Here is a 25,577-nt window from a genome sequence, read left to right as displayed (position 1 = left end):
CCCGCAACCATTTTTAAAGCAGTTGATGTTCTTTTTTATAAAGATTAACTGACCAGTTTTGTCGCGGGATGGAGCAGTCTGGTAGCTCGTCGGGCTCATAACCCGAAGGTCGTTGGTTCGAATCCGGCTCCCGCAACCACTTTTAAAACAGTTGATGTTCTTTTTTATAAAGATTAACTGACCAGTTTTGTCGCGGGATGGAGCAGTCTGGTAGCTCGTCGGGCTCATAACCCGAAGGTCGTTGGTTCGAATCCGGCTCCCGCAACCATTTTTCATTAAAATCCCCCCAAGCAATCCTAAAATGCAGTCTTCGAACAACTCCTCCCCTGCTAAAAGAGCTCTTGTTGTCGAAGGTGGCGGCATGCGTGGAGTTTTCACTGCTGGCGTATTGGATGCCTTTCTTGACAAACGTGTCAGGAGTTTTAATGGATACTACGGTGTCTCTTCAGGTGCATTAAACCTGAGTTCCTTCATTGCAGGTCAACGGGGCCGCAACCTGGAACTATATACCAATCTTTGCCTGAATTCTGAATTCATAAGCGTCTTACGACACATCAAAGGTGGAAACCTATTTGATCTTGACTGGTTTTTTCAGAAAATAAATCAGCAGAACTCTCTAAACCTCATTCGTTTCAAAAATAAATTGAGCAGCGAATACTTCACTGTTGTCAGCACATGCATAGAAACGGGCCAGCCGGTTTATAATAAAATAGACGGTACGACATCCAGCAATCTCATTTCAGACATACTAAAGGCAAGTAGCGCATTGCCTATGATTTACCGCAAGCCCGTTGTTGTTAATGGCCAGGCTTTAACCGATGGCAGCCTATCAGACCCATTACCGATACTAAAAGCAGTCGACGATGGTTTTAACCAGATTATTGTCCTTAGAACAAGGCCTGTGGAATTTCGAAAGAAAACGACAACCGGCTCACGAATTCACGCATGGCAAAGTCGGCAAATGCCAGCCGTAGCACAGCTAATCAAACATCAGAATACAATTTATAATCAAGCCGCAGATACAGCTGAAGCTATGACACTGGATGGCAACGTAGAACTGATCCAGGTTGCGCCACAAAAGGCATTAAGCTCATCCAGAGGAACCAGACAGCGGAACCACTTAGTCTCCGACTATCATTATGGGTACACCATTGGTTACGCTGTTGCAGAGCAACTAAACACAAATTTCACAGCAAACCAGTTTTAACCGCCCATCAAATTTACCTCGCCGATCACCTCTATCTGCTAGATTAAGACTTCTGCTGGCTTGAACCCCAGCGCTTTCATTTTTATCTAAACTCAACGCCCTATCTCCCATTGAGAGTCTCCCATGCCAAGACAGGTTCTTATCCCCATTGCTGATGGCTCTGAAGAAATTGAAGTCGTTACCATTATTGACACTTTAAGAAGAGCTGGAGCTCAGGTGACCGTTGCCAGTTGTAAACCTGATGGCAATCTCTCTATTCTCGCTGCACAAAAAACGCTCATAACCGCGGATACCCACATAGAAGCTTGTATTGGCAAGCCGTTTCATTTAATTGCTCTCCCGGGTGGAATGCCGGGAGCAGAGAATCTTAAAAACTGTGAAGCTCTGATAAATCTTCTACATAATCAGCAAAAGGCAGGAAAATGGTACGCTGCCATATGCGCATCTCCTGCAGTTGTCCTGTCACAGCATGGATTATTAGATAATGTACATGCTACCTGTTACCCAAGCTTTATGGAGCAGATGGAAGGTGCCCTCCCCCACCCGGGCAACACCATCGTTGTTGATGAAAAAAAACGGGTGATAACGGCTCAGGGCCCCGCTAATTCGCTGAGTTTTGCTTTCAAATTAATAGACGCCCTCTATGGAAAAGATGCCTTTCGGCCGATAGCTAAACAGATGATCGCAGACTGGGCTTTATAACAAAGACTCCTGCTAATTTCTCATCAATCCGATGTCTAAATTAAACATAGATGTACAAATGCGTATAGAATGCATATAAGGGTTTTCCGAAACGGCAGGGAAGCCTGGTGCATTAACCAATGAGGTATGAATAAATGGAAAGCTTTATCCTGATTGTGGCTAGCATTTTCGCGCTGTACTATCTAAGTCAAAAACAGGATCTTATGGCAAATAAGATGTTCGGGTATGAATTCAATCGGTTTGAGAGGATTTATCATAACACTACCTACTCCTGCCAAAATTCCACCGTTGTCAGAAAACAGATAATCAGCGGTATGCCACTGCCGCTTATCCCTTCACCAAACTATTCCGTCAGGGCATTATGCCTTACTGAAGATAAACACTGGTTCTGGTTTGATGCCAGCATACGTCGTATGAAACTGGATCGCACCAGCATTACCCCAACAGATTCGAAAGAGGCATTCAACGCTCTTAAAGATGATCCAGAGATATTACACCGTTACTTCTCAAATCATGACCAACAGTCAGCATAACTGACCACAGACCACCCCCTCTTAAAGCACTTTACATTTTGCACTATGAGCCAGCTTCAAATTTGGTAGATAAAGCTGGCGAAGTGCATGACTGTCTATTTTTAGTTTTATTGAGAATAATCCGCTCCTGCTTCAGACTGTCGAAGATCTTTCCGCAAAATTTTGCCGACAGGCGTCATTGGCAGCTCATCTCGAAACTCACAAATCTTGGGCACTTTGTATGCTGTCAGATACTCCCGGCACCAGTTCAACAACTCATCCGCTGTGAGACTGTCATCAGCCTTCATTACAAATAACTTAACTTTCTCGCCCGAGGTATCGTCAGGAATACCAATAGCCGCACAATTGGCTACTTTGGGGTGGCCCGAAACAACATCTTCTATTTCGTTTGGATAAACATTAAAGCCAGACACCAGGATCATATCCTTGATCCGATCAACAATCCTGACAAAGCCATCCTCGTGAATCACCGCTACATCGCCCGTTCTGAGCCAGCCATCAGAATCCAGAACTTCTGCTGTTTCCTCTTCCCGCTGCCAGTATCCTGGCATAACCTGCGGCCCTCTGACACAAAGCTCCCCCGGTTCTCCAATAGCCGTTTCTTCACCACTGTCATCAATGGTTTTAAGTTCAGTCGATGGTATGGGAAGCCCGGCTGTACCCAGCTGTGACAAGTCACCGGCAGGATTCATACACACTGCAGGAGAACATTCAGTCAAACCATAAGCTTCCGAGACGATACAGCCTGTTTCTTTATGCCATCTTTGACCCGTTGTTTCCTGAAGTGCTGTACCTCCGGACAATGTCAACTTCAGACCAGAAAGGTCGCACTCTTTAAAACGCGGATGATTAAGCAAACTGACAAATAATGTATTCAGACCAATGAACGCAGTAAAGCGCCATGGTTTAATAAACTTAATAAATGTATTTGTGTCCCTTGGGTTAGCAATCAGGATGTTGTGGTTACCCATAAATGGCATGCAGAGCAGATGCACTGTGAAAGCGTATATGTGATACAGAGGCAGTGGAGCAATAAGAATTTCCTGGCCAGCCTTCAAAATCTCCTTTCCCTGCTCATCCACCTGGGAAAGCATCTCTTTGGACTGAAGCATATTGGCAATCAAATTTCTGTTGGTCAGTATGGCGCCCTTGGCAATGCCTGTAGTGCCACCGGTATATTGAAGAACAACCGGGTCAGATGGTTTTCCCGCAGGAGGCGGCTGGTATAACCCTCTACGGCCTCCCCTCAACGCATCAAGAAATGGAATAGCTTGTGGCAACGAATACGCTGGCACCATTTTCTTAACATGTTTAACCATAAAGTTAACTATTTGACGTTTGGGGGCTGGAACCATATCAGCGAGTCTGGTGACAAACAGATGTTTTATTTCAGTTTCACCAATAACCTCTTCAACAAGATGACCAAAGTTCTCAAGAAAAATGAGTGCTTTAGCACCAGAATCCTTAAATTGATGAAGCATTTCCCTGGCCGTATAGAGAGGATTCGTATTTACAATGATCAAGCCAGCTCTCAACGCACCATACACAGCAATGGGGTATTGAAGAAGGCTGGGCATCTGAATCGCAATCCGGTCACCCGGCTTCAGATCGGTTTTTTGCTGTAGATAGGCAGCAAACTGTCGGCTATAAGTATCAATCTCAGCATAAGACAGTGTATGACCAATACCGGTGAATGCCGGACGCGAGCCATTTTCATTCAGAAAGTTATTAATCACAGATAAAGTGCTGGAATACTGATCAGGGTTAATATGATTACCAACCCCTGCAGGTCTTTTATCATTCCAGAAAGATGCATCCATAGCATTACGCCTCTTATTTTATGGTTATTGTGTTCAGGGGCTATCCTGCTTTTTTTAAGATTCTACCCAAGATTTCAAAACTCAGCATCTAATAAATGACGAATCTGCCGAACAATTATCAAGCAAGGTCTGGTAATGACGTTTTATTTACCTTAATGTATTTTTAAGGACTCCATCTTTGCTGGTAGTCGGATAACTCAATGATGCCAGCTATAACTACGGAAAAAATCAACAGGATGTTGGCTATATTACCGTTTATGAGCCCAGTCACCTTACTTTCTGCCATTGACTGGCAGGAGATATCTTATGACTGAATGCTATCTGAAAATACTTTCCGGCAACCATATCGGCGCAGAGATCCCCCTTGAGCCTGGCCGATACTCACTGGGTAAGGATGATGGCTGTGATCTGGTATTAACCGATGATAATCTCAATGATATTGAGCTCATTATTGATATCTATGATGATGGCCAGATCAAAATTCAGTCCGGTGCTGCAGATACACCATTGTATTTGAATGGGGAGTCCTCAGGATCAAGCATTCAGTACAATCACTTTGATATTGTTACATCCAGCAACCTTTTCATGGCCCTGGGACCATCAGATGCAGACTGGCCATCTCTGGCACTACCTGATGTAGCACAGCCCCCAAAACAGAATATTGCTGTAAATGAGAGTGATGAGCAGCTTACTGAGCCAGAGGAAACTGAGCTATCAGCATCAGATTTTGACGAAGAAACATCGAATGATGACGAATTTGATGAAGAAGAGGAGGATGATGAGTTCGAAGGACCGTCATTTCTAGCCAACCTTAATAAAAAGTGGCTTGCTGCAATTCCTGTTGCGCTGGTTTTAGTCATAGGCATTTTAAGCCTGATTATTTCAAATACAGATACGCCGGTAGAAAAAGTCACACGAATCCCCGGCATCCTTGAAACATCAACAAAAGCCAGGAACCAGCTTGGACTCAAAAATATAACCCTCAAAAAACTGCCAGATAAAACATTACTGGTTTCAGGCTATACACCGACCCTTCAGGATAAACTTGACCTTCAGAAGCTCCTCAGAAAGCAAGGCGTGCCATTCAATTCGCAGATAGTGGTTATGAATGAAATGCGGGATAACGCCGAAATGCTTCTGAGAAACAGAGGTTACGATAAGCTGGAGCTGGAGCTGGACAACACACCTGGCTCACTGGTTCTAACCGGATATGTATCCACCTCCGATGAACTTCAAAAAATCATCAGAATGCTGAAACAGGAAATATATGGATTAGAGTCCGTGGTTGACCAGGTCGAGAACCAGATAGGAAGAGTCAACACACTTAAATCCATGCTTCGGGAAAAAGCCCTGATACCCAGAATTCATGTAGTAGTCCGGGACCAAACGGTTATCCTGAAAGGACATATACTGGACGAAGGACAAGTTTATGACCTTCAGACAGTTGTCACCAAGTTTCAGAAAAAATACGACAACAAACCATCCATTGAACTGGCAACCAAGTATGCAGGAGGCACATTAACCGACAACCAATCCCCTTTATCATTAAATATCCGAGGTATCAGCATGGGCAAGGTGCCTTATGTGATACTGGTAGATGGTTCCAAATACCTGATCGGAGCAAAACTCTCCAATGGGTATATAATTGAAGATATTAACCTTGAGTATCTTTTATTAAGTAACGGAACTGACCGAATCAAATACCGTCTTGGAGGGAACCGTGACGGAAACATCAAAAAATGACGAGAGCATTCATCTCTCAAGCACCGAAGAGCATCTGATTGCCGATAAAGATGGTACTTATCGTGATCAATTGCTTAACCAACTGTTTTCTGAGGCCTCCCGTCTTAAAGCATTAAAAGACAAAGGTGCGGCACCAGAGGATTTTTCAAAAATTGATAGCCTTCTGACTGCGGTAGTTGCAGCCATGGAAGTCGTCGACAAAAACTGGAAGCAGCATCACGCTCAACCAAAAGCCTGAGAGGGAACTCAGCCATGGCATTTCAAGACACGTACAACCCGAATTACAACCAGCCCGGAAGCAGCGGTTTTAGCTTCGACAAAGTTTCGGAAGCATTTGGCAGTCAGGCAGAGGCGCTTGATACGGCCTTGAAAACCCGTGTTGCCAATATGGATCCTAACAGCACCAAGGACATGGTTGAGTTTCAGGTAGAATTCAACAAATACATGATTGTTGAAGGCCTTCGCTCCAGTATCGTCAAATCTATCAAAGATACGATACAGAGCATTATTCAGAAACTCTAATAAAGCCCATGGATGGATGGAGATAGCTGGCAATGATAGATAATAAACTTTTAAAAGTTCTGGCAGACATCGGCTTTATGGCCAGTGGTACCGGCCTCCCAAAGCATGCCTTTGGAATATTTAATGGCATTGAAGCCGCCAGACCTGATAGCCCACTGAGCACCATTGGCTTTGCCCTTGAGTTCATGAATCGCAAACGTCATCAGGAAGCTATCGACCTCCTCCATAAAGAAGGCCTCAAAAAACATCCTGAAGATCCTACAATCAAGGCATTTGTTGGATTGGCATTAATGTTTGAAGGGCGTAACAAGGAAAGCGAAGGCTATCTGAACCCTCTTCTTTCTTCAAGTGAGTTAGAACCCTCCATCATGGCCAAAGAGCTGCTGGCAAATATCCACGCTCAGTAGTTTAGTCCGGAAGTCTTTCTCTCAAGGCTTCCGGAAATTCTTTCCCAGGAACCATCTTTTCGAGCAACCACTGTTTTACTATCGCTGTCAGAAAAGTTAAAAACTGCTCCATTTTCTCCGAGTCTTCAGCCATATTCTCTAACAACTGAATAGATTTGTTTAAGGTATCAACTGCAAAATAATCATCAGCTACCATTTTTCCGGACTGTATTTGATCATGTTCTTTGAAAACAGCCCCTCCCCCCACTTTTCTTCTGAACTCAGTAATAGCACCTGAAAGCAAGCCCCCAACCAACTCGTCTGATAAGAGAGCTGTAGGCTCCTGCCACTGCGGTTCAATCCAACGCTGAATCTCTTCGCCACCCTGACACAAACGATTCATCATTCTGGTAAAATAGGCTTTGAGGCGGCGGTTTGAAAACTCCTGAAAACCATAAAAGGTCCATAGATCAACTTTTTGTTTCCAAAAGAATTGACGGTTATATCGCTGAAGGTAACAAACCGACATTCCTTTACACTCTTGCAACAGTTCACACCACTGGTCGCTATGCGTTAACACCGCCCTAAATACAGAGATAATGCCTTTTTCAACAGCGTTGGCATATTCACTGGCCAGAAAAGGTTTAACACCATCCAGAGAGTGTCTTTGGCCAATATGAAGCCAGTTATTAGCCACCAGATTTTCTTCAACCGGAGGGCTCTGTATTAACTCGCCATTGACCAGCTGAAATAAACACTCCTTATAACCATTAAAGTGAAACTGTTCCCATACACTTGCAAGGCCCGTTTTCTGGAAGCTGTTATCATCTCCTGAGAATGCCCTCAGTGGATCATTTAACTCAGCTTCAAAAGCCCGGATAACACCTGGACTGAAAGCCACTTTGGCATCAATGATATAGGGAATCCCCTTACTGGATACAATATTCCTGTTATGCAGATCCCCCAGCCCCAATAGTATTGAAACGCCTGAAATAACCCCCAGGCGCTGGAAGTAATCCTGAGCCTGATTATCATCCAGTATTTCATCATCATTGCTATCAACAAATTCACAAAAGCCATAAGCTCCCTCAAAATACCTGGGCAGTATTCTGACAGGTGCCAGCCCGGGAAGCCCCTCTAGCCATTGGTTAATCTTACCCGCAATATTGCTGTTATCATCAGTAAAGCCGATGATCTGATGTTCAATATTCAGATCCCGGTTTTTATAAACCAGTTTTTGCCCATTGTCACACTCAAGTATGGCAATCACAGCAGATGAAGCACTTAATGGAAAATGCAGACCGGCAATCGCCTGAGCTGGCTCATCCCAGCAATCAGAAAATAGTTGGTTTATTTCGGAAATGTCTCTGTCAAATCGAGCAAATATCTTTTTAAAATCTTTCAAGACATGGACAATTCTCAAGCGGTTTAATCGATACCACAGTGGAAATTTGGCACTGAGGAATTTCAGCCCCCCCTGCTCAATGATGTATTCCAGAATATCCGCATACTGAAGACTATCTTTCTGTTCACCAATCCAGCCAATGGCCTGTAATAACTGCCCATCCATTTTTGAGGCAAAAGACGTTAACAAACTGGATCTAAGCTCTAAATTCTCTGGCTGATTATGATAATGAACCATCTGTTTATCCAGCCAGAAAAGCATGGGCTCCAGAAGCCGGAATCGCCGGAATTCAGCACGACTGAGTTGACTCATAATTTCAGAGGGTAAGCGCTGCTCTTCTGGCCACCACCGGTGTTGATTTTGAGTTTTAGCCGATGCTTTTTCATCAGTCCGCTCTAATAACTGATATTTACACATCCATATAATGGTTAAGAGAAGCGTTGGCTCATCAGAAAGCTGAGTTTGCAATTGAGCAACTGTACAGCCGGACAAACAAAGTTTTGCTAACTGGTCTATCAGATCAGCTTTTAAAAATGAACTCATCTCAGGATAGTGATAGCATTGCTCGGACCTTATCAACATCCTGATTCCACGGTCAGTGGTCTGAAAACAGTCCTTCTCCCCCAACTGCTGAGACGGATAATGCTCAAATACCTGATGATAAGGAAGTCCAACTGGTCGATTGGCCAGCCGTGCGATTTTGGCAGCTTCCTTATTAAGGGTATCCACCAGCGTATGATATTCATCAACAATGGTCTCCCATTGATAATGCTGAAGTACTCTTTGCCTTCCCTGCTCGCCAATTTTCTCGCGCAGTTCAGGCTCTTGAATCAGCTGATGAACCACTCTGGCGCACTGACTCAAATCAACAGCGGTTCCCTGGGACTGAAGTAAATGAGCATGCTCTGTCAACAAAGAACCCAGTGGGCGGGCAAGATGATCCATATCGCTTGACATCGTTTCAATCAAATACCCGCTGACACCCTCCTCAACCAGCTCTGAGTAGCCATTCCAGTTGGAAAGAACCACGGCCTTGCCATTAACCATGGCTTCCAGAGGCACCAAACCGAAGCTTTCCTGAATATTATCCGATAGCGACAATACAAGATCACTGCTGGCTAGCCATTGGTGCTTACGCTCATCATCAATTTCCAACTCAAAACGAAGGCAGCCTTCAAGATTCAGCTCGTAGGCCTGTTTGAGCAAAGACTGAACGGCAGGACTCGCAGCATCCCCTGCTCCGGCAATAACCCACTTAATGTTTCTGTGACCATACCCCTCAACCAGCTCATTCAATACCAGTAATGCCGGGTGGAGATCCATCTTGTCAGCAGGAGAAATTCGACCAAGCGTTAAAATAACAAACTGATCCTTCTGACAACCCAGTAACTCTCGAGCCTCTTCTGCACTTCCAGAAAAGCATTCATCTGGTTCAATACCCAATGGCAACCTCAGAATGCTGCCTTTATAGGAAATAGCAACACCAATATGGTCAGCAATACTTGAACTTGCAGCCGACAGCAAACGCTTCATCACCTTCTTCTGAGCCTTACTACTGCACAAAATTGCATCACAACTCTTTAAAGGAGAAAGCAGTAAATCCCGGGTTCTGGACAAATGAGAATCAGTACTCAAAGTATGAGCCCGTCCCGTGATTGGGAATGGCTCCAGGCAATAGCCATCCCGTAACGCTGACAGATGGCCAACCCAGGGGTCTCCCTGATGGAATACCTGATACTTTACCCTGGAAAAGTACTTGCTCAGTTCATGAGCCGGTATGAAATGAATAGCCTTGCCACTACCATAAAGTTCGAGATAACCCGCCCAACTCAACTTCAAGTCAGGAAGTAGCGCTATCGGAGCGAAGATATGAATTTCTTTAAATCGACTGTAACGAATGATGGCTTGAAGAAAACCATCATTCGCTCTGCGTAACCCATTAAAGTATGCCCCCCCGGTACTGGCAACCAGACAGCCAAATATTGAGGAGCGCGCTGATTTTTGCTTTTTAGAAGGCATATCTAACGATTCTGGCTATTGATATACCTTATATATCGAACTCGCAGCAGGTTCTATTAGGGCATCAGCATCATTGAAGGGGGAGGTGGGGGTGGAGCACTCTGGCCGGTCCACTGCAGAAAAAGCTCATAATTATTGGCCAGCGTTGAGATACTTTCTTCAATGCCACCAAGGTTCAGGTCTTTAAGTGGTACAGAAATGTAAATGGCCAGTGAATCCTGTTCTGAATCAATACACAGCGACACAGGTTCAGTCGCCAGAAGAACCAGGTTCTTCTCAAGCAGTGTCGTCAATAGTTCTTCCCGTTTCAACTCATCCTCTGGAAGACTGGCCACAATGCCATAAACATAAAACCGACCATTAGCCTGAAAACAGGAAACCTCAATCCGGTTATCAATGGTTAAAAAGAACTGATTATTTTTAGATTCGAGCTGCCCCAGTTGCTGTCGTGCGGCAAAAGCATTCATCAGGTTCTCAAAACTCATGGCATCCGTGCCCCTATCCAAGGTAAGCGAATCAAGATAAGCAAAAAAAGGCTTCCATGCCTTCCTTAATCTCTTCTTTAATCTACAGTGTAGCCATATTATCTGATCAGGATTTTAATGACCAGATGCAGCAACAGAAGGAACTATACGTGATTTCTCAGAGACCCTTCTAAATACAATAATAAGACCCACAAAAGCAACCAGTGATGCCGTAAATCCTACCGTAATTGAGTGACTGACCCCCATTACCAGGTAACCTGTCATAGCCACTACAGCAATACTCAAGGCATAAGGGAGCTGAGTATTAACGTGATCAACATGATGACAGGAAGCACCGGTGGAAGAGAGAATAGTCGTATCAGAAATGGGCGAACAGTGATCACCAAAGACCGCTCCCGCCAGAACCGAAGCCAACATAGGCAACATCATGGTAATATCAGCTGCTGCTGCCATATCACCGGCAATCGGCAGCATAATGCCAAAGGTTCCCCAACTGGTGCCAGTAGCAAACGCCATAACCCCGGAAACCACAAAAAGAATGAATGGCAGATAGCTGGGTGAAATATTACCACTGACCAGACCCGCCAGATATTTCCCGGTTTCCAGCTGGCCAATAATTCCCGTCAGAACCCAGGCAAACACAAGAATATAGATGGCAGGCAGCATTGATTTACTGCCTTCTATGACCGCTTTCCCCCAGGTTTCTCCAGGAATATTTCGGCTGAGCAGACGGACAACAGCAAACAACAAGCCAATAAGACCACCGCTGATCAATGACAAGGTTACATTCGTATTTTCAAAAGCGCCCAGAATCGAGAACACCTCATTATTGTCCGTAAGCGCAGTATTGCCCGTCCAGATCATCGCACCCAGGGTAGCCAGAACCAGCACAATAATCGGCGCAACCAGATCTGCCACACGGCCATTGTCATCCTCAATGAAAACCGGAGCACCCGGGGGGTTACCCTTACTGGCATCAAAAAGGCTTCCAGCCCGGGCAGCATTCTCATGACGGGCCATTGGACCAACATTGAGATCCATTGCTGCAGTACAGAACACCATCGCCAGCGCAAAGATGGCATAAAGGTTCATGGGAACCATCTCAAGGAATAATAAAACCGGACTGTCAGCGTCCAAGCCATGAGTTGCCAAAATGGTACCCACCAGGGCGATAATGTATGCACCCCAGCTGGAAATAGGCGTAATAACGCAGATCGGCGCAGCAGTGGAGTCAATCAGATAAGCAAGCTTGGCTCTCGAAACACGATGACGGTCGGTCAACGGTCTGCTGATACTGCCAACAGCCAGACTATTGAAATAATCATCAATAAAAATAATGACACCCAGAAATACCGTCAATACCTGTGAACCCTGCCGGGTCTTCACTCTCTGGCGAGCCCATTCACCAAAAGCCCTGGCGCCTCCGGAAATACTGATCAGACTGGTAATAACGCCAAGAACCAGCAAAAACAGGAGAATATAGATATTGCTTAAATTGAGACCACTATCCCAAAAAACGGCAACAAACCCATCAAAAATACGGCGAATAGTAATAAGAGGATTTAATCCGGTAAGCAACAAAGCACCGGTAGCGATGCCCGCGCCAAGTGACAACAATACTCTTCGGGTAATCACCGCCAGAATAATCGCCACAGCAGGGGCTAATAAAGATAACGACGAATCACTGAAACTGGTTAATTCCATAAAACTGATCTCGTTTTTGATCACACATGCCTGTTTATTTTATTAGGACGGGTGAAGCATTTGTCATTAGATCAGGAGGCAAGCGTACATAGAGGAAGCGCATAAAAGGTAGACCTTAGCGCCCTCTGGTACCCGTTAGCTCTCCACAGTATAAACTGTGACAGTAGTACACCTCTTCAATGCACTACCAGTGAGACTGGTTGACGACCAGGCTCACTTCGGCGCCATTTCCTTTCAATCGGAGTGCGGACGTCACCCTATTCCGATCTACTGATAAACAGCGCGCCTCTAATTCGGGAAAGAGGATCACAGGCAGGGACGCACCAGAGTCATTCTGGCCACGTCACCCCTGAATGGGTGATTATGCACCACCATTTTCAATATAAAAACCTACAGCTAACATAAGCATGGGATTCAGCCATCACATTTAGTGATAACGGTATTACTCCCACTCAATCGTCGCTGGCGGCTTACTGGATACATCATAGGTCACCCTTGAAACCTGCTCAATTTCATTGATGATCCGATTAGAGACTTTTTCCAGCAGGTCATAGGGCAAATGAGCCCAACGAGCGGTCATAAAGTCAATGGTCTCTACCGCCCTCAGGGCAATGACATACTCATAGCGACGACCATCCCCCACCACACCAACAGACTTCACCGGCAGAAATACAGCAAAGGCCTGACTGGTATTATGATACCAGCCGGATCTGCGCAACTCTTCAATAAAGATGGCATCTGCCCGGCGAAGAATATTGGCATATTCTTTCTTCACCTCACCCAGAATTCGGACACCCAGGCCTGGTCCGGGGAAAGGATGACGATAAACCATGTCATAAGGCAGACCGAGCTCAAGACCAATGGTCCGAACCTCATCTTTGAACAACTCACGAAGCGGCTCAATCAGCTCCATCTTCATATCTTCAGGAAGACCGCCCACATTGTGGTGGGATTTGATCACATGGGCTTTACCGGTTTTGGAACCTGCGGACTCAATAACATCCGGATAAATGGTTCCCTGGGCCAGAAAGCCGATATTATCCAAAGCTGAAGCATGCTCATCGAATATTTCGATAAAGGCATTACCAATGACCTTGCGCTTAACTTCCGGATCCTGAACCCCTTTCAGTTTGTTCAGGAAGAGATCCTCTGCATCCGCCCGAATAACCCGGACGCCCATGTTTTCTGCAAACATGGCCATCACCTGATCACCTTCATTGAGTCGCAGCAAGCCGTTATCAACAAATACACAGACCAGCTGATCACCAATGGCCTTATTCAGCAGGGCAGCAACAACACTGGAGTCAACACCGCCGGACAGACCCAGCAACACCTTCTGATCACCCACCTGTTCACGGACACGGACAATGGCATCCTCGATAATCTTGCCGGGAGTCCAAAGCTTCTGACATCCAGCAATATCAACCACAAAACGCTCAAGAATTCTCCCCCCCTGAGTGGTATGAGTGACTTCAGGATGGAACTGAACGCCATAATAGTGCTTTTCTTCACAGGCCATCGCTGCGATAGGACAGGAACCGGTAGAAGCGGCAACCACAAAACCATCCGGTATCGCGGATACTTTATCACCGTGGCTCATCCAGACATCCAGACTGAGTAAACCACCTTCACACACATGGTCTTCGATACCATCAAACAGGCGAACTTTCTCTTCCAGCTGGACCTGGGCATAGCCAAATTCCCGCTTATCGGAAGAACTCACTTGTCCGCCCATCTGCTCGGCCATAGCCTGCATACCGTAACAGATACCCAGCACAGGAACGCCAAGCTCAAAAACAATGTCAGCAACCCTTGGAGAACCCTGTCCGGTTACCGACTCAGGGCCACCGGACAAAATAACAGCTTTCGGGCTGAACTCCCGAATCGCGTCTTCATCCATATCGTATGGATGCAGTTCACAATACACACCGATCTCACGAATCCTGCGAGCAATCAACTGAGTGTACTGGGAACCAAAATCAAGAATCAGAATGCGATCTGAATGAATATTCTGGGACATGATTAATCTCTAAGTCCTGTCATCAGCAAGCCAGGGAAACCTGCCCTTGCTGAAAGTAAGCAGCCGGGTCAGAGTACCTGCCCGGCTGTCAGTTTCAATGTCAACAATCTCAAGAACCTTGAGAAGCTTGAGAAGCTGTTTTAACCCACACGATAGTTGGGTGCTTCTTTGGTAATCGTCACATCATGCACATGGGATTCAGCCATACCCGCATTGGTCACACGGACAAACTCTGGGCGTGTACGCATGGTTTCCATATCCGGAGAACCGGTATAACCCATAGCAGCGCGCAAACCACCCACCATCTGATGAATAATGGCATGGAGTGGTCCTTTGCAGGGAACACGGCCTTCAATACCTTCCGGCACGAGCTTTTCAGCACCCTCTTCCGCACTCTGGAAATAACGGTCGCTGGAACCTGAAGCCTGAGACATTGCCCCCAGAGAGCCCATACCACGATAAGCCTTATAGCTGCGTCCCTGATAGAGTTCCACTTCACCAGGTGCTTCTTCGGTACCGGCCAGCATACTGCCCAGCATGATGGTATTAGCACCCGCTACAATGGCTTTTGCCAGGTCACCCGAGAAACGAATCCCACCATCCGCAATAACAGGAACGCCAGTACCTTTCAATGCTTCAGCCACATTAGCCACTGCACTGATTTGAGGAACCCCGATGCCAGTAACAATACGGGTTGTGCAGATAGAGCCCGGGCCAATGCCCACTTTAACACCATCAGCACCGGCCGCTACCAGCGCTTTGCCAGCTTCCGCTGTCGCGATATTACCGCCAATAACCTGAACCTGCGGGTAGTTTTCCTTTACCCACTTAACCCGCTCAATCACACCACGGGAATGGCCATGAGCCGTATCAACAATAATGACATCAACACCCGCAGCCACCAGTGCAGCCACCCGATCAGGGGTTTCCGGGCCGGTCCCGACAGCAGCACCAACCCTTAACTGCCCCTGACTGTCTTTAGAGGCAGTTGGGTACTGCTGGGCCTTTTTAATGTCCTTAACGGTCATCATACCGGCCAGATTAAACTGATCATCAACCACCAGCACTTTCTCAATGCGGTGCTTGTGCAGAAGCTCGCGAACGATTTCCGCATTCGTGCCTTCCTTAACGGTGACCAGACGATCCTTCTGAGTCATAATCTCGGACACTGTTTTGTCCAGATTAGAGACAAACCGGACATCCCGACTGGTAACAATACCCACCAGATCGGTGCCAGAGAGTACGGGAACACCGGAAATATTATGCCGACCGGTCAACTCCAGAAGTTCCCTCACGGTTGCACTGGCATCAATAGTGATCGGATCCTTGACCACACCACTTTCGTGTTTCTTAACCTTGCGTACCTCAGCAGCCTGCTGTTCGGCGGTCATATTCTTGTGAATAATCCCGATTCCGCCTTCCTGCGCCATCGCTATCGCCAGAGAAGACTCGGTCACTGTATCCATCGCAGCAGAGATGAGGGGTACACTCAGCTCAATATCGCGTGTCAGTTGAGTTTTCAGTGAGACATCTTTGGGGAGAACTTCGGAGTAGCCGGGCAGAAGTAGTACATCATCGAAGGTGAGAGCATCTTGTGCAATTCTCAGCATTAACAGTTACCAAGAGTTTATGGAAAAAAATTCGGACAACTATACCCTGTTTTGCTACTTCAGCTAAACCTGTTCTTCAGGCAAAATAGTAAAAAACCGATAATCTATGGCTCTTGTGAAAAATGAGTTTCCCCATGCATTACTTTACTGATACCCCAGCGGACTCCCCTGAGACACCTGCCAAAGCCCTCTCAGTGACAGAGTTAAACGGTAAAGCACGACGATTACTGGAGATGAGCTTCAACAATGTCCGTGTTGAGGGAGAGATCTCCGGATTGGCCCGTCCAAGCTCCGGACACTGGTATTTCACCCTGAAGGATAAGCGGTCTCAAATCCGCTGCGCCATGTTCCGCAACAGGAATCAGGGGCTTAAGTTCACCCCGGCCGAAGGTATGCTATTGCTCGTCAGGGGACGGGTAAGCCTTTACGAAGGCCGGGGCGACTACCAGCTTATTGTTGAACACATGGATAATGCGGGCACTGGCGATCTGCAAAAAGCCTTTGAAGCCCTGAAAATGAAACTGGCGGCTGAAGGCCTGTTTGATATCACCCGAAAGAAACCGCTGCCTGCTCACCCTAAACACATCGGGGTCATCACTTCACCAACGGGAGCGGCAATACGGGATATTCTCACGGTACTGGAACGGCGCTTCCCAGCCATTCCCGTGACGATCATTCCCAGCTCTGTCCAGGGGGCGCAGGCAAAGAATGAGCTGGTCAAAGCATTAATTCTTGCAGAAGCCGCCAATCAGTTTGATGTTCTGATTATTGGCCGGGGGGGCGGTTCTCTGGAAGATTTATGGCCATTTAATGAAGAAGTGGTCGCCAGAGCCATCGCCAACTGCCCTATTCCCATTGTCAGTGCAGTGGGCCATGAAATTGACTTCACCATTTCAGACTTCGTTGCCGACCATCGTGCCGCGACACCATCAGCAGCCGCCGAAATTCTCAGCCCTGATCGTCAGGCAATATTGAACCAGCTACACCTGTTACGCCGGAAAGTGACCGCCTTAATCCGACACAAGCTGCAATTAAGCCAGAAAGAACTGGAAGGCTTACAAAAGCGCCTGAGACACCCGGGCGAGCGACTGAGAGATAGCAGTCAGCGACTGGATGATCTGGAAATACGACTAAAACAGGCTATCACCCTGCAGCTGGAACGAGCCCGATCACGCCTTAACCGTACACAGTATCGGACGCTCCAACAGAATCCGCTGCGCAAATTAGAGCTGCTGAGAAACCGGAATGACCACCTGAACCAGAAAATGACACAGTTAATGCAGAACAACCTGGAAAAACGCCGACTGAAACTGGAAAAGGTTTCCGGGGAGCTGAATGCGGTAAGTCCACTGGCAACCCTGTCCCGCGGCTACTCCCTGACCACTTCAGGAGAGGCAATTATCAGGAATAGTCAACAGCTGAAGGAAGGAGAGTTGATCACCACACGCTTCCATAAAGGTGAGGCTCTTTGCAAAGTAGAAAAATTAACCCCCTGATTTGTCAACAGAGCCAAAAAGTCTCTATTTGCCAAAAATGGCATGAGCTGGTTTAACTTAACAGTTCAGAGATCCTTTCAGAGACAATCCTTTGCCAAGGGAAGCGGCAAATCAGAATATACCATCGTCATCCCCGCGCAGGAGGGTGTCGCAAAAGGGCAAAACACCCCCCGACCGTCATCCTCGCGAAGGCGGTTGTCCAAAACCCTCCTCGCTCCCACGCTTTTAGGCCCTGTGGGTCCTGCGTGGTAGCGCCAGGCCCCAACCACAGACACGATTCCTGTGGTTGGCTATGCATTCCCACGCAGAGCGTGGGAACGGGGTTCCTGGTGGGTTTTGCGACAGCCTCCTTCGGGGGAATGATGGATGGTTGGTACTTTCTACAATACCACTTCACTTATTGTCCACCGGGGAAGTACCGGGTTTGGAAGTTGGTAGAGCAGGTTGGCCGATTTTTATTGGTTTGATAAAACAGGTTTAGAGAACAACAACCATGGATTTTAACTTTCCACTGCTATTGGTACTGTCGGTTTTTATCACGGGTATCATTGCACTGATTGACCGATTATTTCTGTTGCCGAAGCGAAAGGCGGCTATCGCTCAGCTTACTGGCGCACTTAATGAGCAGGGGGAAGCTGGTGAGGCTGTACAAAAGCTGACGAAGGAACCAGCGGTTGTTGAAACCGCTAAATCTATCTTTCCTGTTTTACTGTTTGTCCTGATCATCCGGTCATTTTTGTTTGAGCCCTTCCAGATCCCTTCCGGCTCAATGATCCCAACCCTTGAAGTTGGGGATTTCATTCTGGTCAACAAGTACAGTTATGGATTGCGCCTGCCAGTAACAGGAACGAAAGTTCTTTCTATTGGTGAGCCTGAGCGTGGTGATGTGATGGTGTTTAAGCAGCCAGGCAAGGAAAGTATCAATTTTATCAAGCGGGTGATCGGGTTGCCCGGTGATGTTGTCCGTTATACCGATAAACGACTGACTATGAATGGTAAACCGGTACCTGAAGAGTTCGTAGCCCAGCTGAGTGATGACCGCTCAATTTACCGTCTTTATAATGAGGGTGATGAAGGGAAGCGTTACCAGGTCCGCAAAGAGTTGACCAGTAATGACTTCCGGGCTGAAGGTGAGTGGGTAGTGCCAGAAGGTATGTACTTTGTGATGGGTGACAATCGTGACAGAAGCAATGATAGTCGCTACTGGGGATTTGTTCCTGAACAGAATATCGTCGGTAAAGCTGTTTATATCTGGATGCATTGGCCCAGCTGGACACAGATTCCCGGATTTAAGAACAATGGTGCTATTGAGTAAGGTTTAACAGGACTCTATGGAGAGAATCTCATGAGTGGAATGAAAAGCAGGCAACGGGGCAGTGGCGCCTTGAGCTGGCTGTTTTATCTATTGATTGGTGGACTTCTGTTGTCTTTTGCATTCAAGGTTCTACCATTCTATATGGATGATCATGCTGTTAATAAGGTGGTGTCGTCATTAACTGGCCGACCTGGATCTTCAACAGCCTCTGTGACTCAGGTCAGAACCTGGATCGATAAGGGCTTACAGTTGAATATGGTCAAGCTGGATCGCAGTGAAGTCAAAGTAGCCCGTAAAAATGCGGTAGTTGCTGTAGATATTGACTACGAGCGACGTATTAATTTTTTCTACAACGTTGATCTGGTATTAACGTTTGAACATAACTGGAAAGCTGGAACTCAGTGAAAACCGTTGAAGTGGCCCGTTTGCAGAGAAAGTTAGGGTATGAATTTTCAGATCAGAGTCTGCTGGAACTGGCGTTAACCCACCGCAGTTTTGGCAGTCGCAATAATGAGCGCCTGGAGTTTCTGGGTGATTCAATTGTTAACTTTGTCATTGCCGAAGCGCTCTATGAACGCTTTCCCGAGGCGAAGGAAGGTCAGTTAAGCCGCCTGCGAGCCCGAATGGTGCGCGGTGTGACACTGGCTGAACTGGGCAGGGAATTTGAACTGGGTGACTTCCTTCGTCTGGGGTCTGGTGAACTCAAAAGTGGTGGTTTTCGCCGTGAGTCTATACTGGCTGATGCTGTTGAAGCCATTATTGGTGCGATTTACCTTGATGCTGGTATGAATGCCTGTCATCAGCGTATTAACAGCTGGTTTACCACTCGCCTTGATAAACTGACGACAACGGATGAGCAAAACAAAGATCCAAAAACCCGCCTTCAGGAATATTTACAGGCAAGACAGCAGTCTTTGCCAAAATATCAGGTGACAGATATCCAGGGAGAGGCACATGATCAGTATTTCACTGTGATCTGTACTCTGGATGGTCTGGAAAAGCCATCAAAGGGGGAGGGGCCGAGTCGGCGAGGTGCTGAACAACAGGCGGCTCGCAATGCATTGAAGTTACTTGGCATTGAGAGTTGATTATGAGAAATGAGAACAGAAATTACTAATGACATCTGATGTAAATGCCGTTGAGCCATCTGCTCATGAGGGTTCTTCTGAAGAATCAAACCGTTGTGGTTATGTCGCGATTGTTGGTCGACCCAATGTTGGTAAATCCACGCTGCTGAACCATCTTATTGGACAGAAGCTTTCCATCACGTCACGTCGTCCCCAGACTACCCGACATCAGGTGCTGGGTATCAGAACTGAGCAGGGTGTACAGACGGTCTTTGTTGATACGCCTGGCATGCACAAGGTTCAGAAAAAAGCCATCAACCGCTATATGAATAAGGCCGCCACCAGTGCTCTGACGGGTATTGATGCGGTTGTCTTTGTGGTTGACCGACTGACCTGGAATGAAGAAGATGATCTGGTTCTGGAGAAGGTGAAAGGCGCCCGCTGTCCGGTTATTCTTGCCATAAACAAGGTTGATAAAATCAGTGATAAGGCGAAGTTAATGCCTCATCTTGAAACCTTGTCAGGAAAGATGGACTTTCATGCGGTCATCCCGATTTCTGCCCAGCATGGCCATAACCTGAAGGAGCTGGATGATCTGATTACCCATTTGATTCCCGAAGGTATTCATCACTTTCCGGAAGATCAGTTGACTGATCGCAGCTCACGTTTCCTTGCGGCAGAGCTGGTTCGTGAAAAAGTGATGCGTCAGCTGGGTGACGAATTACCCTATGAGATCACCGTCGAGATCGAAGAATTCAAGCATGAAGTGCGTCCTAAAGGACCACTGTTGACCATCAGTGCATTAATTCTTGTGGAGCGCGCCGGACAAAAAGCCATTGTTATTGGTGATCGGGGTACCCGGCTGAAGCAAATTGGCCAGGATGCCCGCAAGGATATGGAGCAGATGTTTGACTCGAAAGTCATGTTGCACCTGTGGGTCAAAGTCAAAGCGGGCTGGTCAGATGATGAGCGAGCTCTGAAAAGTCTGGGATATGACCATAGTTAGTCATCAGTTTCACAAAGCCTGGTTGCTGCACCGGCGCTCCTATAAAGAGCGCTCGGTGATTGCCGAGTTTCTGGTAGAAGGGCATGGACGGGTTGCCATGGTCGTTCGTGGTGTTCGCCAGGCTCGCTCTCGTTATTCTTCACTGTTACAGCCTTTTCATCAGCTTATGGTCAGCTGGAAAGGCCGTAGTGAGTTAAAAACTCTGGTGGATCTTGAACCTGACAGGATGGCTTTTCTGACGGGTGAGCGTTTGTATTGTGGCTTTTATATTAATGAATTATTAATGAGAGCCATGATTCCCGGTCAGCCCGTTGATGGGATCGAAGAACTCTATCAAGGGGCACTTGCCCAATTGGGTAATGCTTCGCCACTGCAACCCCTGTTGCGGGAATTCGAATTGGAGTTGCTCAGGCTCTGTGGTTATGCGCCTGCACTCGATTGGGAGGCTGGCAGCGGTATGCCTCTTACTGAAGGTGCCGTATATCGCTTTGAACCCGATACCGGGCTTCTGCCAGTTCATGGGCATTTAAACCACCATGAACGATCGTTTTGCTACACGGCAGAGTTGCTTCAGGCGCTTTCAAAAAGAAACTTTACCAACCCTGAGTTTCATGCTGGCTTTAAACGTTTCACCCGACAGGCAATGAAACCGCTGATTGGTAATCGTCCGTTGCAGAGCAGTCTGTTCTTCAGAAAAAGTGTTCCGGAAAAGCGTGTTTAAAGAAAGGTATGCGAGATTCGTCTGAACAGAAGAATCTCTCCAAAGCCTGAAATCATTTGATCAAATAAAGGTGTGTTCATGATCCCTCATCAGCGGATTTTGCTGGGTGTCAATATTGATCATATTGCTACGGTCAGACAGGCTCGTGGTATTCGTTATCCTGATCCTGTTCAGGCGGCTATTGAAGCTGAAGAGGCTGGTGCGGATGGAATTACGCTGCACTTGCGTGAAGACCGTAGGCACATTCAGGATCATGACGTATTCCGGATTCGCGATATTCTCCAAACCCGCATGAACCTGGAAATGGCAGTCACCGAAGAGATGCTGGAGATTGCCGAAAAAGTCAGCCCGGAACATGTCTGTCTGGTTCCGGAAAAACGGGAAGAGGTGACCACCGAAGGCGGGCTGGATGTCAAAGGTCTGTTTGACAGTGTTGCTTCTGCCTGTCATCGCCTTGGTCAACAGGGTATTGATGTTTCCCTGTTTATTGATCCGGATATTGAGCAGATTGAAGCCGCCGCAAGGGCAGGGGCACCCACCATTGAATTACACACGGGTGCTTATGCCGAAGCAACCACTGCTGAAGCTATGCAGGAAGAACTGGATCGCCTGAGAAATGCGGTTATTTTCGGGTTGGAGCAGGGGCTGACTGTCAATGCCGGACATGGTCTGAATTATCAAAATGTTGAACCTGTTGCCATGATTGCCGGTATTAATGAGCTGAATATTGGCCACTCCATTATTGCCCGTGCGCTTTTTACGGGTCTTAAGCCTGCTGTCCGTGAAATGAAATCACTGATGCTGGCAGCCGCAGGGAAAGCCTTTTAAGTGATCGCTGGAATTGGCACAGACATCGTTCGTATCGATCGGATAGAGCGCTCTCTCAATCGTTTGGGAGAGGCTTTTGCCCGCAGGATTCTTACTGAATTTGAGTTGTCTGTCTGGGTTGAGCGTTCTTCACCAGCAGCTTATCTTGCCAAGCGTTTTGCGGCCAAGGAAGCGGTTGCAAAAGCCTTTGGAACCGGTATTGGCAAACTATCTTTTCAGCATATTGAAGTGAGAAACAACGTTGCCGGTGCGCCGGAGTTGATACTGTATGGCTATGCTCTTGAATTACAGCATCAAAGAGCTATAAAGCAGCTTCATATCAGCCTCTCTGATGAACAGGATAATGCGATTGCATTTGTTGTTCTGGAAAGGTGAGGAAATGGGTTCAATTCCATGTTTCCAGAAGCTCGATGCACTCTCTTAATCTGTATTGATCGAATAGCTCAGATATCTCAACCGGAAATAAGCTGTTATCCGGTATAGTTGCAGTAATGAGTAATCCAATAATGGTAGCAAGGGCTATAGCCATATTGGTTACAATGGAATCATCATTATTTTAATCCACATAATACCGATATGATTCCAGTAGAATCATGCCTTGCTCGTTTATCGTCGAGGCATGGTGCAAGTTCCTTTTTTGGTGTTCACCATTATTCTCTGCACTCTATTTATTGCTTCCTGTTTCGCAGTTTTCAGCTCATGCTGGCTTAACTTACTTTGAGCTAATTCAATGCAGTCATTACTTTCAGTTTCATTGATACTGGCTAGCAAGCTCCAAATGTAACTTTCCTTGTAATCCTGTTGTACTCCATTTCCTTGAGCGTACATTACTCCAAGATTAAATTGGGCATCTACATTCCCCTGCTCTGCGGCCTTTCTGAACCACATGACAGCTGTGCTTGCATCCTTCTTTACCCCATCGCCTTCAGCATACCTAAACCCAAGACTGCCCTGAGCTTTTGCTAACCCCTGTTCTGCGGCTTTTTTGAGCCATATGACTGATTTGCTGACATTCTTCATTCCGCCATCATTAGCGTATGTAAGCCCAAGTTTATACTGAGCTTCTGCATCCCCCGATTCTTCGTTTTGTTGGTAGTATCCGATCGCGCTGAAATCAGTAGTACTACCGATATCTGCAATTTTCTGTGCTAATTCATCTTGTAACAATGTGACTGTTTCGCTGGTTTTCTGTGTTATTTCATCGTCAATAGAATTAGAGTCTGACGCAGATTGTGCAACTCTTGATGAAAATTCACTATTTATTTTCTGCATCTGCAGTGGCTCATGCTGTGTTTGATTCCTTGATGCTTGTGCAAGACGGCGTTCCTGAGTTTCTCGTGGTAATGGTTTTACTAATAGCGTATTTGATGTAGGAGGTACTTTGGTTTGTAACTGCACATTTGTGACTGTCGAGACCACATTTACAGGCTCTGAATTTTCGCTTTTATTAGTCTGCAGAGGCGCAGGCTGATCTGCCAGCTGTTTTTGAACCGTTACGCCGGTTTCACCAACTGCCAGCTGACGTGTGTTTCCGGAAGAATTTATTTTAACCCGCTTCTCCAGTTTTTTGATTGTGCATTCTAGTACCCTTATTTTACGTTTATGGATACTTCTGAGATTCTTCTTTTGTTTCCTTAGCGAGATGCATCGATTGTTTAGATTACCAATAACTTGACTGTTATTTTGAAGTTTATTTTTTCTGGTACTAGTATTACTATCCTTTACCTTTACCACGTATGTATTAGTTGCTGAATCCTTTGTCTTCACGGGACTAGTGATTAGGTTTGATGCAGGTTCTCTGTGAAACGTCATTTCGGTTGCTATTTTATTATCGTTGTTAAGCAGATCCTGAGTATGAGGGTTGATTTTTTTTTTTCAAAATATGAGTCCTTTCAGGCGTCTCATTTATTTTACGCTTGCCTATTGATCGATGTTTTGAAGATTTGCTTTCTCCTTTTTCTTCTTTCCTATTACTCATGGGTTCTTTAAAATATAACATTTCATTGTTATCAGTCTTGGCATATAACGAATCCTCAACAGAATGGGGGTAGGTATCATCTGGCTGATTGTCTGAATTTGTCTTTAATGGTGGTACCAGTTGCCAGTTAAACTTAGTTTTCTCATTGGAAAAAGCGGTGGATAGTTTATGACGTGCAGATTTGGATAGTCCGCTGTTGTCACAATCAATTGCTGTAAGGATGGAAAAGTCCACCCATAGGCCTGCAAGTATAGCAACTTCGTGTGTGGTGTTTTTCTCTAAAACACTATTGATATGCTGAATCCATTGTAATGGCTGAAAATCATTTTTATTCTCGGCTGAATTCAGTATTGTTACTATCTCATCATGATGCTTAGAAAATATTGAGGGAGTACTGCGTACGTATTGGTCGAATTTGCAGGCATTTTTCCAGATAAAGTAGACATTGAAATCGGTATATTTCGAGTATTTCTTTGATAATTTATTGATTGCGTTAGCTGTTTCAGCCTCAGACAAACACTCATAAGTATATCCCTGAAAATCCATATTGAAATACTTATAGCCAGTGGTAATAGTATTCTTGTTAAATCCCCTGTATTTGGCAGTCTGGAATAACTGGTCAAGGTTAACGGGAGTATGGTGGGGTGGTAGGAACTGTTGAACGGTGGTGCACTTCATATCTCTGATTGGTTTTATTTTTAGAAGTTGCGTTGAGGTTGAGCTTTTTGAAACTGGTATATTCATTTTTGGAATGGATTTAACTTTATTGGCTTTTGAAGGGGCGTGCTTTACAATGGGATAAGTTTTTACCCCGCATGCCTTTGAACTCTTTGACATGTGATCCATAAGCATTTCCCCATTCTTTTTTCTTAAGTAGTTAACCAAATGAAATCATATATTCCTGACCGAACTGATCAAACACTCGTTTAACTTCAGCTTCAAAAGCCGCAAAGTTCATTATTTCAAAGAGGTTCAGCCATTCATACTTCACCTTCTCCCACAGCTTCTCT

General features: G+C 46.1%; 23 protein-coding genes, 2 tRNA genes and 1 riboswitch. Of the genes, 17 read left to right on the top strand and 8 right to left on the bottom strand.

The genetic code is table 11. The features are described 5' to 3' along the window. Positions 1-62: 62 nt before the first annotated feature. The 5 genes from RM811_RS20665 (at position 63) to RM811_RS20645 (ending at position 2,442) form a co-directional block, all read left to right on the top strand. A tRNA-Met gene (locus RM811_RS20665) sits at positions 63-139 on the top strand. A 52-nt stretch (positions 140-191) separates the two neighbouring features. Then, positions 192-268 (top strand) — tRNA-Met (locus RM811_RS20660). Positions 269-301: 33 nt separating this feature from the next. Then, the gene (locus RM811_RS20655) at positions 302-1,207 is read left to right on the top strand and encodes a patatin family protein (RefSeq protein WP_402527817.1); all 906 of its coding nucleotides are present in this window, start codon (positions 302-304) and stop codon (positions 1,205-1,207) included. Between the two features lie 123 nt (positions 1,208-1,330). Then, positions 1,331-1,909 (top strand): DJ-1 family glyoxalase III, encoded by a 579-nt coding sequence (locus RM811_RS20650; protein ID WP_402527816.1) that lies wholly within the window; start codon positions 1,331-1,333, stop codon positions 1,907-1,909. 134 nt (positions 1,910-2,043) lie between these two features. Next, positions 2,044-2,442, top strand: a complete 399-nt coding sequence (locus RM811_RS20645) for a hypothetical protein (protein ID WP_402527815.1) — start codon at positions 2,044-2,046, stop codon at positions 2,440-2,442. Positions 2,443-2,549: 107 nt separating this feature from the next. Here the strand turns inward: RM811_RS20645 and RM811_RS20640 are convergent, their stop codons facing one another. Next, entirely contained in the window at positions 2,550-4,262 is a 1,713-nt protein-coding gene (locus tag RM811_RS20640; RefSeq protein ID WP_402527814.1) for an AMP-binding protein, read from the bottom strand. Positions 4,263-4,568: 306 nt separating this feature from the next. Here RM811_RS20640 and sctD point away from each other — a divergent pair, with 306 nt between their 5' ends. The 4 genes from sctD to RM811_RS20620 are packed head-to-tail and all read left to right on the top strand — an operon-like array spanning position 4,569 to position 6,934. Next, complete coding sequence (gene sctD, locus RM811_RS20635; RefSeq protein ID WP_402527813.1) at positions 4,569-6,005, top strand: type III secretion system inner membrane ring subunit SctD; 1,437 nt, start codon at positions 4,569-4,571, stop codon at positions 6,003-6,005. Further along, positions 5,983-6,243 carry a hypothetical protein gene (locus tag RM811_RS20630; RefSeq protein WP_402527812.1) on the top strand — a complete coding sequence of 87 codons (261 nt, stop codon included), beginning with the start codon at positions 5,983-5,985 and terminating at the stop codon, positions 6,241-6,243. The genes sctD and RM811_RS20630 overlap by 23 nt, the downstream gene beginning before the upstream one ends. 14 nt (positions 6,244-6,257) lie before the next feature. Then, positions 6,258-6,527 (top strand): EscF/YscF/HrpA family type III secretion system needle major subunit, encoded by a 270-nt coding sequence (locus RM811_RS20625; protein ID WP_402527811.1) that lies wholly within the window; start codon positions 6,258-6,260, stop codon positions 6,525-6,527. A gap of 32 nt (positions 6,528-6,559) precedes the next feature. Beyond that, positions 6,560-6,934: a tetratricopeptide repeat protein gene (locus RM811_RS20620; RefSeq protein ID WP_402527809.1), complete on the top strand. Its 375-nt coding sequence runs from the start codon at positions 6,560-6,562 to the stop codon at positions 6,932-6,934. Position 6,935: 1 nt separating this feature from the next. Here RM811_RS20620 and RM811_RS20615 read toward each other — a convergent pair whose 3' ends face one another. From RM811_RS20615 to guaB, 5 genes are all read right to left on the bottom strand, one after another. Continuing rightward, complete coding sequence (locus tag RM811_RS20615) at positions 6,936-10,337, bottom strand: DUF4135 domain-containing protein (protein WP_402527808.1); 3,402 nt, start codon at positions 10,335-10,337, stop codon at positions 6,936-6,938. A gap of 56 nt (positions 10,338-10,393) precedes the next feature. After that, positions 10,394-10,822, bottom strand: coding sequence for a CesT family type III secretion system chaperone (locus RM811_RS20610; protein ID WP_402527806.1), 429 nt, complete (start codon positions 10,820-10,822; stop codon positions 10,394-10,396). Between the two features lie 114 nt (positions 10,823-10,936). Beyond that, complete coding sequence (locus tag RM811_RS20605; RefSeq protein ID WP_402527805.1) at positions 10,937-12,526, bottom strand: Na+/H+ antiporter NhaC family protein; 1,590 nt, start codon at positions 12,524-12,526, stop codon at positions 10,937-10,939. Between the two features lie 128 nt (positions 12,527-12,654). Further along, positions 12,655-12,825, bottom strand: a riboswitch (Lysine riboswitch). A 143-nt stretch (positions 12,826-12,968) separates the two neighbouring features. Then, the gene (gene guaA / locus RM811_RS20600) at positions 12,969-14,546 is read right to left on the bottom strand and encodes a glutamine-hydrolyzing GMP synthase (protein WP_402527803.1); all 1,578 of its coding nucleotides are present in this window, start codon (positions 14,544-14,546) and stop codon (positions 12,969-12,971) included. 140 nt (positions 14,547-14,686) lie between these two features. Then, entirely contained in the window at positions 14,687-16,156 is a 1,470-nt protein-coding gene (gene guaB / locus RM811_RS20595; protein ID WP_402527801.1) for an IMP dehydrogenase, read from the bottom strand. Positions 16,157-16,278: 122 nt separating this feature from the next. Between guaB and xseA the strand changes: the two genes are divergently transcribed. The 8 genes from xseA to acpS all read left to right on the top strand — a co-directional run bounded on the left by xseA (position 16,279) and on the right by acpS (position 22,964). After that, complete coding sequence (gene xseA, locus RM811_RS20590) at positions 16,279-17,652, top strand: exodeoxyribonuclease VII large subunit (protein ID WP_402527800.1); 1,374 nt, start codon at positions 16,279-16,281, stop codon at positions 17,650-17,652. A gap of 493 nt (positions 17,653-18,145) precedes the next feature. Beyond that, positions 18,146-18,967, top strand: a complete 822-nt coding sequence (gene lepB, locus RM811_RS20585) for a signal peptidase I (RefSeq protein WP_402527799.1) — start codon at positions 18,146-18,148, stop codon at positions 18,965-18,967. Between the two features lie 30 nt (positions 18,968-18,997). Further along, positions 18,998-19,372: a DUF4845 domain-containing protein gene (locus RM811_RS20580; protein ID WP_402527798.1), complete on the top strand. Its 375-nt coding sequence runs from the start codon at positions 18,998-19,000 to the stop codon at positions 19,370-19,372. After that, positions 19,369-20,055, top strand: a complete 687-nt coding sequence (rnc, locus tag RM811_RS20575; RefSeq protein WP_402527797.1) for a ribonuclease III — start codon at positions 19,369-19,371, stop codon at positions 20,053-20,055. Before RM811_RS20580 ends, rnc begins: the two co-directional genes overlap by 4 nt. Positions 20,056-20,083: 28 nt before the next feature. Then, positions 20,084-21,040 carry a GTPase Era gene (era, locus tag RM811_RS20570; protein WP_402527795.1) on the top strand — a complete coding sequence of 319 codons (957 nt, stop codon included), beginning with the start codon at positions 20,084-20,086 and terminating at the stop codon, positions 21,038-21,040. Further along, positions 21,027-21,761: a DNA repair protein RecO gene (recO, locus tag RM811_RS20565; RefSeq protein ID WP_402527794.1), complete on the top strand. Its 735-nt coding sequence runs from the start codon at positions 21,027-21,029 to the stop codon at positions 21,759-21,761. The genes era and recO overlap by 14 nt, the downstream gene beginning before the upstream one ends. Before the next feature lie 78 nt (positions 21,762-21,839). Continuing rightward, a complete protein-coding gene (pdxJ, locus tag RM811_RS20560; protein WP_402527792.1) occupies positions 21,840-22,589 on the top strand; it encodes a pyridoxine 5'-phosphate synthase in 750 nt (249 codons plus the stop codon). Beyond that, positions 22,590-22,964 (top strand): holo-ACP synthase, encoded by a 375-nt coding sequence (gene acpS / locus RM811_RS20555; protein WP_402527790.1) that lies wholly within the window; start codon positions 22,590-22,592, stop codon positions 22,962-22,964. 231 nt (positions 22,965-23,195) lie between these two features. Here the strand turns inward: acpS and RM811_RS20550 are convergent, their stop codons facing one another. Continuing rightward, the gene (locus tag RM811_RS20550) at positions 23,196-24,323 is read right to left on the bottom strand and encodes a tetratricopeptide repeat protein (protein ID WP_402527789.1); all 1,128 of its coding nucleotides are present in this window, start codon (positions 24,321-24,323) and stop codon (positions 23,196-23,198) included. A 103-nt stretch (positions 24,324-24,426) separates the two neighbouring features. Beyond that, positions 24,427-25,413 (bottom strand): hypothetical protein, encoded by a 987-nt coding sequence (locus tag RM811_RS20545; protein WP_402527788.1) that lies wholly within the window; start codon positions 25,411-25,413, stop codon positions 24,427-24,429. Positions 25,414-25,577: the final 164 nt, after the last annotated feature.

The sequence above is a fragment of the Endozoicomonas sp. genome (assembly GCF_031844845.1).
In the GTDB taxonomy this organism is placed as follows: Bacteria; Pseudomonadota; Gammaproteobacteria; order Pseudomonadales; family Endozoicomonadaceae; genus Endozoicomonas.
This window is presented reverse-complemented; position numbering and strand designations above follow the sequence as displayed.